Annotated in this window: 12 protein-coding genes and 2 pseudogenes; 6 read left to right on the top strand and 8 right to left on the bottom strand. The window is 47.9% G+C overall.

Going from position 1 to position 8,196, the window contains the following annotated elements; translation table 11 throughout:
- Nucleotides 1–311: pseudogene (locus tag QUA27_RS06625) on the bottom strand (photosystem II D2 protein (photosystem q(a) protein)); the annotation flags it as partial.
- Between the two features lie 89 nt (nucleotides 312–400).
- Between QUA27_RS06625 and QUA27_RS06620 the strand changes: the two are divergent.
- The 3 genes from QUA27_RS06620 (at nucleotide 401) to QUA27_RS06610 (ending at nucleotide 1,691) form a co-directional block, all read left to right on the top strand.
- Nucleotides 401–580 carry a hypothetical protein gene (locus QUA27_RS06620; RefSeq protein ID WP_333040787.1) on the top strand — a complete coding sequence of 60 codons (180 nt, stop codon included), beginning with the start codon at nucleotides 401–403 and terminating at the stop codon, nucleotides 578–580.
- 146 nt (nucleotides 581–726) lie between these two features.
- A complete protein-coding gene (locus QUA27_RS06615) occupies nucleotides 727–996 on the top strand; it encodes a UPF0367 protein family (RefSeq protein ID WP_190663726.1) in 270 nt (89 codons plus the stop codon).
- Entirely contained in the window at nucleotides 993–1,691 is a 699-nt protein-coding gene (locus QUA27_RS06610) for an energy-coupling factor ABC transporter ATP-binding protein (protein ID WP_445251476.1), read from the top strand. Before QUA27_RS06615 ends, QUA27_RS06610 begins: the two co-directional genes overlap by 4 nt.
- A 124-nt stretch (nucleotides 1,692–1,815) precedes the next feature.
- On the opposite strand, the gene QUA27_RS06605 is transcribed toward QUA27_RS06610, so the two are convergent.
- Together QUA27_RS06605 and QUA27_RS06600 are read right to left on the bottom strand one after the other, a co-directional pair.
- Nucleotides 1,816–2,604, bottom strand: coding sequence for a DUF4058 family protein (locus QUA27_RS06605; protein WP_333067087.1), 789 nt, complete (start codon nucleotides 2,602–2,604; stop codon nucleotides 1,816–1,818).
- Nucleotides 2,605–2,733: 129 nt separating this feature from the next.
- Nucleotides 2,734–2,976, bottom strand: coding sequence for a hypothetical protein (locus QUA27_RS06600; protein WP_333067086.1), 243 nt, complete (start codon nucleotides 2,974–2,976; stop codon nucleotides 2,734–2,736).
- 127 nt (nucleotides 2,977–3,103) lie between these two features.
- Between QUA27_RS06600 and QUA27_RS06595 the strand changes: the two genes are divergently transcribed.
- Nucleotides 3,104–3,316 carry a helix-turn-helix domain-containing protein gene (locus tag QUA27_RS06595; protein WP_333067085.1) on the top strand — a complete coding sequence of 71 codons (213 nt, stop codon included), beginning with the start codon at nucleotides 3,104–3,106 and terminating at the stop codon, nucleotides 3,314–3,316.
- Nucleotides 3,317–3,478: 162 nt separating this feature from the next.
- Here the strand turns inward: QUA27_RS06595 and QUA27_RS06590 are convergent, their stop codons facing one another.
- Together QUA27_RS06590 and QUA27_RS06585 are read right to left on the bottom strand one after the other, a co-directional pair.
- Nucleotides 3,479–3,832, bottom strand: a complete 354-nt coding sequence (locus QUA27_RS06590; RefSeq protein ID WP_333067084.1) for a type II toxin-antitoxin system RelE/ParE family toxin — start codon at nucleotides 3,830–3,832, stop codon at nucleotides 3,479–3,481.
- A 7-nt stretch (nucleotides 3,833–3,839) separates the two neighbouring features.
- A complete protein-coding gene (locus tag QUA27_RS06585) occupies nucleotides 3,840–4,079 on the bottom strand; it encodes a hypothetical protein (protein ID WP_333067083.1) in 240 nt (79 codons plus the stop codon).
- A gap of 215 nt (nucleotides 4,080–4,294) precedes the next feature.
- Here QUA27_RS06585 and QUA27_RS06580 point away from each other — a divergent pair, with 215 nt between their 5' ends.
- Nucleotides 4,295–4,789, top strand: a complete 495-nt coding sequence (locus QUA27_RS06580; protein WP_333067082.1) for a hypothetical protein — start codon at nucleotides 4,295–4,297, stop codon at nucleotides 4,787–4,789.
- Between the two features lie 104 nt (nucleotides 4,790–4,893).
- Complete coding sequence (locus QUA27_RS06575; protein WP_333067081.1) at nucleotides 4,894–7,326, top strand: tetratricopeptide repeat protein; 2,433 nt, start codon at nucleotides 4,894–4,896, stop codon at nucleotides 7,324–7,326.
- Nucleotides 7,327–7,358: 32 nt separating this feature from the next.
- Here QUA27_RS06575 and QUA27_RS27310 read toward each other — a convergent pair.
- From QUA27_RS27310 to QUA27_RS06565, 3 genes and pseudogenes are all read right to left on the bottom strand, one after another.
- Nucleotides 7,359–7,472 (bottom strand): annotated as a pseudogene (locus tag QUA27_RS27310) (hypothetical protein); the annotation flags it as partial.
- A gap of 16 nt (nucleotides 7,473–7,488) precedes the next feature.
- On the bottom strand, nucleotides 7,489–7,725 hold the full coding sequence (locus tag QUA27_RS06570) for a hypothetical protein (protein ID WP_333067080.1): 237 nt from the start codon (nucleotides 7,723–7,725) through the stop codon (nucleotides 7,489–7,491).
- The gene (locus tag QUA27_RS06565; RefSeq protein WP_333067079.1) at nucleotides 7,722–8,009 is read right to left on the bottom strand and encodes a type II toxin-antitoxin system HigB family toxin; all 288 of its coding nucleotides are present in this window, start codon (nucleotides 8,007–8,009) and stop codon (nucleotides 7,722–7,724) included. Before QUA27_RS06565 ends, QUA27_RS06570 begins: the two co-directional genes overlap by 4 nt.
- Between the last annotated feature and the right edge of the window lie 187 nt (nucleotides 8,010–8,196).

Below are 8,196 nucleotides of genomic sequence, written 5' to 3'. Positions count from 1 at the left end.
CAGCGGGTGAAGTCCCACTGTGCTTCTGGGCCCCACAGGAACAGCAGGGAGTGTCCGAGGCTGTTGGCTGGGGTGGAAACTGCTACGGTGAGGAAGTTGGCTCCTTCGAGGTAGGAGCTTGCCAAACCGTGGGTGTACCAGGATGTGACGAAGGTGGTGCCTGTTAACCAGCCACCGATGGCTAGGTAGGCGCAGGGGAATAGCAGGATGCCAGACCAGCCTACGAAGACGAAGCGATCGCGTTTGAGCCAGTCGTCGAGGACATCAAATATGCCTCTTTCGGTCTGGGCGCGTCCGACTGCGATTGTCATTTACGCAAATCTCCAAATGGATATAATTACAACGGATCTGTCTCTAGTCATGAGTCTTCCACCGTTGCCTCTGCTTAGCAGAAAACAAGTTGGATTATGAACAGAGTTTACTTTTCTTTACCGTATTGACGATTATAGAGGTAATTCTTTACAAGAGCAAGTTTTTATTAAAAAACTTCCGACTTTTGACTTTTGACTTGTGCGAAGTCCCCGAAGCCCTTGAAGTCCCCGAAGTCTTTGCCCTGCATTTGGGAACTTCTACTATATAGGAGTCTCTGCGCTTTGCGTCAGAAGCCCGGTGGCTTGGTAGATATATCGGCCTCAACCTCTTATTTTTCTAAGAAACTGGGTTTCCGTGGGTAAGTCCTATATATATACTGAGGATAGAGCTCCAAACTTAGGTTTTTAAGACTATATGTTCAGCATTGACATCATTGTGAAAAATACGCCCGTCTCGCTGTCGGTGCAGCGGAAGTTGGAGGAGGACGCTGAGACTGTTTACCAGCAGGTACTGGCGGCGATTCGCAACTCCCAACCGCAAATTTTGGAACTCACCTGCGAGAAAAACCCTGAGAAAAAGGTGGCTGTACTCAGCAGCGAGATTTCTGGGGTGGTGGTTTCTCAGAAATCGGGGGCGTCATCTACAGGCAGATCCCCTGGTTTTGTCTCGATGACAGCAGAATGAGGGCTGGGGGTGTTGGTGCCGATATGAGCCAGTCAGCCGTTGCTGTGCGGGATTTGGGTTTTTGCTGGCCGTCGGGCGATCGAGTGTTGCAAGGTTGCTCTCTGGATGTACCGAAGGGCGAGTTTTGGATGCTTTTGGGCACTAACGGCAGCGGCAAGTCTACGCTGTTGAGGCTGATGGCTGGGCTGCTGCACCCCCAGTCGGGGGAAATTGACCTGAGTGGGCGGGTGGGTTTTGTGTTCCAAAATCCGGATCACCAATTGGTGATGCCGACGGTGGGTGCGGATGTGGCTTTTGGTTTGGTGGAGGAAAAGCTTTCTAACCTTCAGGTGCGGGCGAGGGTGGCGGAGGCTTTGGAGGCTGTGAATTTGCTGGATTTGCAGCGGCGGCCGATTTATGCTTTGAGTGGGGGCCAGAAGCAGCGAATTGCTCTTGCTGGGGCGATCGCCCGTCACTGCGAAATTCTGCTGTTGGACGAACCGACGGCTTTGTTAGATCCTGATTCGCAGTTGGATTTGGTGGCGGCGGTGCAGCGGTTGGTGAAAAATCGCGGGATTACGGCTTTGTGGGTGACTCACCGTTTGGATGAGTTGAATTATTGTGATGGGGCTTTTTTGTTGGAAAAGGGCGAAGTTGTCGATCGGGGAGATCCGGCGCGTTTGAAGCAGCGGTTGATGCAAAGTCAAGATGTTTAGCCCTCAAGCAATGCTTGAATTAAGTCATTCTGCGAGGGAAATCGCTTTGCAAGTCAAACGAACTCTGCCGACGCCGACTAAGAAATAAATAGGGTATTTAACCAGATTTTGGCTGCACGCCAAATTAATCTCGCAATCCTCGATCGCGCAACCAAGCATCTGCCCAAATCGTATCGGCTTCTGACAGCGGTGGTATGACTTCCCAGTTGCGATAATCTATCTTCAGGTCGTAACTTGCTATGTCGTAAATTTGAGTGAATAATTCCTGCATATTGATTATAGGTTCGGTATCGCCCGATCGCAGTGGCAAAGGAAAGGCAGGCATCGGGTTCTGCACGTTAAAAGCATACAAATCTGCTCTGGGACGGCGATTTCCCCGACACACCAAAACGCTATAGTGGCTTTCAATGTCATTGCCAATAACTGGCATTTTTTGACCGCGCCGCAATAAATCTATTTCAATTAAATGAGTGCGACTGGATAAAATTTCTTCTCGCTTTTCTTCGTACATTTGTCGTCCTTTTCCTGTGCGCTTATTGCTAGGCGAGAGGATTTCAATCAGGGTGATTAATTCTTGGTTTCCTCTTTCTCTAATTTCTAAATAGCCTTCCCGAACCTGGTAGGGCATGGGAATATTTACTGTTAACGGTTGTGTTGGTAGCGCTGCAACGGCTACGTTTGATGTGATTAATTCGGTTGTAGTTTTTGGCTGAATTACGTTTACATCAGGAATGCCAATTGATAAATTGTCGTCAGAGGTTTCATAGATTCTCACTTCCAACGAGACTAAATACTTAGGACGCAGTTGGGGAGACAAAAATCTAAAAATTTCACTAATTAACAAGTGATGTAGGGCAGGCCAGAGTTCGGGATGCTCTAAATACGGGTCCATACCGGGAAAGGGAGATGGCATTGATGTGACTCCTTGACTTAAGTCTATTTACAGTTTAGCAATGTTGTTTTGCGAAAATTAGGGTCGATCGCATTTCCTGTCAAATAGAATAATTCCTATTTGTGGAAGGGCGATCGCACTTGTTAACGGTTAAACTTCGATAGACAATTGTGTTTCAATTGGAACGCTATTTTCATTTAACGCAGACACCGCATTTACGAAAACAATTGTATGCGGGACTGCGGGCATTAAGCGGCGCAGCGCGTTCAAGTAAGACTCGGCATCGGGGCGGCGGGCGAAACGGGCGACTGTTAACCGCTGACAGTTGGGGAGGTGGCGAATTAGATGCCAAGGTTGAAGTCGATCGCGATATGTCGGTTGTTTTGGTATCATAGGAAAATCCTTCCCACTTTTGTGGGTGGTGAATGAAAGGCGATCGCTCTAGATTTCTCAGGTCGGAGGGCGATCGCTGTTAACTATCTTTATTAAAAGATATGAGCATAGCTGCTGTCAAGCATAAATGGGATTAATTCGATTGCGAGTTCGAGAACTCGCTGAGGAGAAGGGTTGGACGCTCAAAGAAGTCTCGGACAGAACGGGAATTCCTTACAGCACGGTTAAAAAATACGCCCAAGCTCCTAAACTGGCAACAGTGGACTACACGGCTTTGCAGAAACTTGCTGCTGTCTTCGATTTGATGATCGAAGATTTGGTTGAGGTTTTGGAACAATAAACTGATTTGTCAGCGGGAAATGGGTTTAATTAGGTTGCTAGCAAAAGAGGACACGGCAATGCCGTTTCTTTTCCCCAAAATAATCATGAGCCTTCGATTAGAAATGTAACCATCGCCCGATTAATGGTAGGGAAACGGCACGGCGCCGTGTCCTGAATCACTTTAAACATCTGTTTCTTCAGATTGCGTGCTGAATTCTTTAATAATTTGGCGAATCTCCCCTAATTCAATATCTTGCTGGTCAGACTTTGAGTAAATGTCTAATAAAACAATCAACTCCGGCGATGAAATCCAGTAAATCAGGCGATAACCGCCACTTTTACCTTTTTGAATATTGCTATTCTTTAGTCGCACTTTCATAACCGTAGAGCCAATACCAGAGATTTGATCTCCAAGAAAGGCTCCAAATTGCAACTGTTCAAAGATAGGATGAAGATCGGCTTGGATTTGGCGATATTTCTTTGCTAGGGTTCTCAGTTTGCGCTGAAACTCAGGGGTCAAGCGAATTTCGACCAAAGGCGTGTCAGTCAACGTCGATGCCCTCCCAAAGTTCAGAAAGGGGTAGAGTTTGTCCGGTTACAGCTTGTCGCCAGGATGTGCGAAAGCTTTCTCCTGAGAAGTCTGTGTCTGCTTCGGGCGTGATTGGGTTTTCTAGACAATGAGTTTGTTGAACGATCGTGGATAGTGTTTTTAGGAGTTCAAGCTGCTCTGCGAATGAAAGTGACTGAGCCAGATTGATGGCTTGTTGAAGTTGGGATGTCATGGTGTATCTTGATTCATTACTTTAAGTTTATCAAACTCCAAACGGGTGGTCAGAAACCGGGTTTTTACGATAAAACTTCGTTACAGCCCGCAAATTCGGTAAAAACCCGGTTTCTTTGTCGGAGTGCGTAAATCGCGATCGCATTAATGCGTATATTGGAATTTTCCGGTTGTAGACTAGAGTCAGGAGTTGTTCAGTCTGCCGGAGTTAAATCAATGCCGATCGATCGTCTGTCTCAAATTGAAAAAAAACTGAAATTGCTGCGAGATCAGCAAGATGCTTTGGAGAACAAAGCTATCATGACAACAGGAATAGAAAACATCCAAACAGAGCAGTGGTTGCAAGAAGAAATTAAGCCGAAAATCCGGGAGTACGAGAAGGAGTATTGGCAGGTTCTCGCTCAGCAAACCACAATAGGGGAAATTTCCGAACAGGAAGCTGAGATTATTGTTGCCGAGATTGTCAACGAAGTTGGGCAGATTGAAGTGCAGCAGGAGTATCCTGATGAAATGGTTCAGATGTTGCAGCAGATTCGGGACAAGCTGAACCAACCAGCACCGACAGCGGCCACGAAAATTATAACCACGTTCTCAGCCTGGCCACCGTTTGTTGGACTTTCCCTTGAAAAAGAGTTCAATGCAGAGGATTTTTTCCAACGGCATTTCCCAACGTTTCGGAAATGGGCTAAGGTATTAGCAAAAAAGTCCTAGACCTGGAGCGAAAAACACCCAATCCAGGTTTCACAAGTTTTTACCAACTATACGATATTCCCTCCGAACTCGGTTCAAAAAACTTTGTCGGGCGGGATGAAGAGATGCAGCAATTGCACGGATTGTTGCAGGATGGAAGCCGCGTTGCCCTTGCCGCTGCGTCGGGAATGGGCGGCATCGGCAAGACAGAATTGGCATGGCAGTATGCAACATTTCACCGCGAACACAACACCTATCCAGCGGGGATTTGGTGGCTGTTTGTGCGGGAAATCGATTTAGCGCCGCAGGTGTTGCAGAAAGCGCTGCGAATGGGAATTGTGCCACCGGATACTCTCGACAATCTGGAGGAACGGTTGCAGTTTTGCTACGAAGAGTGGGCAAAACAAACCTCTGGCAATGCTCTGCTGGTATTGGATGATGTCAACGATTACCGCGCGGTGCAGCGGTTGCTGCCGAGAAATCCCCGCTTTAAGGTGTTGCTGACTGCGCGACAGCGACTGGAAGAAAAAACCTTGCAGCGATTGGATTTAAAGAAGCTCAGACCCTTGGATGCTTTCAAGTTACTGTATGAAGTTAGTCAGGCAGAGACTCGCATTGTTCAGGAACAGATTGTTGCTGAGAAATTGTGTGCTTGGTTGGAGTATTTGCCGTTGGGGATTGAACTGGTGGCAACCTTTCTGAAGGTAGAGCCAGATGTATCCGTAGCAGAGTTATTGGCACAGTTGCAGCAAAAGCTGTTGCAGGATGAGGTGCTGACTCCTGTAGCGGCGGCTTTTGAGTTAAGTTGGGTGCAGTTAAATGCTGCCGAACAGCAGTTGGCGGTATTGCTGAGTGTCTTTGCTTTGGCTCCCATGCCTTGGCAGTTGGTCGAGTCAGTGGTCGTAGTTTGTAGAGTAGAAGCCCCAAAGCAAAACTGGCTGAAGAAATTGTTGGTGGTGTGGGGAAAGGTGCAAGCACCCCAGCAGTGGTGTTTGCTACTGGACGATCGGGTTTTGAGCCAGAGCCGGCGGCGTTTAGTGGAGTTGAGTTTGCTGGGGCGCGTGGAGCAAAAGCAGTATCAACTTCATGCTTTGATTCGGGAGTTTTTTGCAGCCAAATTGCAGGAACGCGCCGATGCTGAGGATTTGCGGAGAAGTTTTGCTATGGCGTTGACAGTGGTGGCAAAGACGATTCCGCAGACTGTGACGCTGGAGGTGCAGCAATCGGTGAAGGAGGCGCTGCCCCATTTGGAGGTGGGGGCGGAGCAATGGTCGCATTTGCTGGAAGATAGCACTGATGCTATGGGGTCTTTCACGGTCTTAGCGCGGGTTGCCCAGGGGCAGAGTTTGTGGGCAGAGGCGGAGAAATGGTATCAAGCTTGCCTGCAGATGGCGGAGGAACGCTGCGGAGCCTACCATCCCAATACAGCAACGAGTTTGAACAATCTGGCAGAGCTGTACCGTGCAATGGGACGCTACCCGGAAGCAGAACCCCTGTATGTACGATCACTTTCTATCCGTGAGCAACAGCTCGGAGCAGATCATCCCGATACGGCAAGTAGTTTGAACAATCTGGCATTACTGTACGGTGAAATGGGACGCTATCCGGAGGCAGAACCATTGTTAGTGCGATCGCTCTCGATCTCGGAGCAGCAGCTCGGAGCCGATCATCCCCATACGGCATTGGGTTTGAACAATCTGGCAGAGCTATACCGTGCAATGGGTCGCTACCCGGAGGCGGAGCCCTTGCTCGTGCGAGCGCTCTCGATCCGTGAGCAACAACTCGGAGCCGATCATCCCAATACGGCAACGAGTTTGAACAATCTGGCAAATCTATACTATGCAATGGGACGCTACCCGGAGGCAGAACCCTTTTATGTGCGATCGCTCTCTATTTACGAACAACAGCTCGGAGCCGACCATCCCAATACAGCATTGATTTTGAACAATCTGGCAGAGCTATACCGTGCAATGGAACGCTACCTGGAGGCGGAACCCTTGTTTGTGCGATCGCTCTCGATCCGCGAGCAACAGCTCGGAGCCGACCATCCTGATACGGCAAATAGTTTGAACAATCTGGCATTACTGTACGGTGAAATGGGACGCTACCCGGAGGCAGAACCATTGTTAGTGCGATCGCTCTCGATATGGGAGCAACAGCTCGGAGCCGACCATCCCCATACGGCAAGTAGTTTGAACAATCTGGCAGGGCTGTACGGTGCAATGGGACGCTACCCGGAAGCAGAACCATTGTTAGTGCGATCGCTCTCGATCAGAGAGCAGCAGCTAGGAACCGACCATCCCGATACGGCAGGTAGTTTGAGCAATCTGGCAGGGCTGTATTATGCAATGGGTTGCTACCCGGAAGCGGAACCGCTTTACCTGAGAGCATTAAAAATCTTGGTTAACCGATTGGGAGAGAATCATCCCAACACCCAAAAAGTTTGGAGCAATTTCATTGATTGTCTCCAGCAGGCGATATCAACGGGTCAAGACTCGCAACTTTCCCAGCATCCAGCAACGCAAGCACTGCTTCAGCAACTTCGGGAGACAGAGTAACTGTTGCTTCTAGAGCGATTGTTTCCAATTTCTCACTCAAATTTTTGGCGCATGGCTTCATCTACAAAACTCCAGTTTTCAGACAGGAAGACAATGATTTGCAATTCGTCGCCTGCGAAAATATAAACTTCATGGCTTTGTGGGTCAAAGCGGAATAGTTAATTATCCAACCTCTTCTAATTCAGGAATATGTTCAGCTTCATAGTTTTCGATTAAAACACCAATAACGTCCATCATCGAAGCCAGGGGATGACTTTCATCCTCGCCCACTTGATCTATAAGGCTATCTAATAGTTCGATTAAACGCTCGTATTCCTGTTCGGTGTGAGGGACAAAAACAGTTTTAGCAATGGATGACCAAGCAGCAATTGTTTGATCCAGATTAAGACTTTGCATCATTCTTTCCACCTCTCTTCATCGTATTCTGAGTGAGTTAATACCGCCCGAATGTAGACTCTCTTCCGATTGTAATGAATAGCAGCAATGAGTCGAACTTTATTCCCTCCTATATTGAATACTGTCAATTTCCCGACTCGATCTGCAGATGGAAATAGTTCACGGAGTTCAACGAAGGTCGCAAATTCATTTTGTTTGACGAGTTTGTACCACTGAACCAAGGCATTTGTTGTATCTGGATGAAGTTTAGCAAACTCATTCAGCCGTTTGCGGGTGATCACGTGCATATTAATTTACTCATGCCTCCTCCTCTTTAATTTTTGGCTTTAGTGCTGTCAACGAAGCATCGACCCAGATTCTTCGCTTCGCTCAGAATGAGAGAATTACCTTAAAATGCGTAAATCCAGTTTATCAAACTCCAGAAAAAAAAAGGGAGAAGTTCTCTCTCCCCTTCTCCTCTGCATCTTTACGATT

It is taken from the genome of Microcoleus harperi Pol14_C6, from assembly GCF_036701295.1.
Taxonomy (GTDB): Bacteria; Cyanobacteriota; Cyanobacteriia; order Cyanobacteriales; family Microcoleaceae; genus Microcoleus.
Note: the sequence above shows the minus strand (reverse complement) of the source record. Positions and strands in the feature narration are given on the sequence as shown.

Excerpts from the sequence above, each read along its gene's own strand:
- QUA27_RS06615 (WP_190663726.1), top strand. The coding sequence starts at position 727 with ATGTTCAGCATTGACATCATTGTGAAAAATACGCCCGTCTCGCTGTCG.
- QUA27_RS06595 (WP_333067085.1), top strand. The coding sequence starts at position 3,104 with ATGGGATTAATTCGATTGCGAGTTCGAGAACTCGCTGAGGAGAAGGGT.
- QUA27_RS06565 (WP_333067079.1), bottom strand. The coding sequence starts at position 8,009 with ATGCACGTGATCACCCGCAAACGGCTGAATGAGTTTGCTAAACTTCAT.
- QUA27_RS06575 (WP_333067081.1), top strand. The coding sequence starts at position 4,894 with ATGCAGCAATTGCACGGATTGTTGCAGGATGGAAGCCGCGTTGCCCTT.
- QUA27_RS06570 (WP_333067080.1), bottom strand. The coding sequence starts at position 7,725 with ATGATGCAAAGTCTTAATCTGGATCAAACAATTGCTGCTTGGTCATCC.
- QUA27_RS06605 (WP_333067087.1), bottom strand. The coding sequence starts at position 2,604 with ATGCCATCTCCCTTTCCCGGTATGGACCCGTATTTAGAGCATCCCGAA.
- QUA27_RS06585 (WP_333067083.1), bottom strand. The coding sequence starts at position 4,079 with ATGACATCCCAACTTCAACAAGCCATCAATCTGGCTCAGTCACTTTCA.
- QUA27_RS06580 (WP_333067082.1), top strand. The coding sequence starts at position 4,295 with ATGCCGATCGATCGTCTGTCTCAAATTGAAAAAAAACTGAAATTGCTG.
- QUA27_RS06600 (WP_333067086.1), bottom strand. The coding sequence starts at position 2,976 with ATGATACCAAAACAACCGACATATCGCGATCGACTTCAACCTTGGCAT.
- QUA27_RS06610 (WP_445251476.1), top strand. The coding sequence starts at position 993 with ATGAGGGCTGGGGGTGTTGGTGCCGATATGAGCCAGTCAGCCGTTGCT.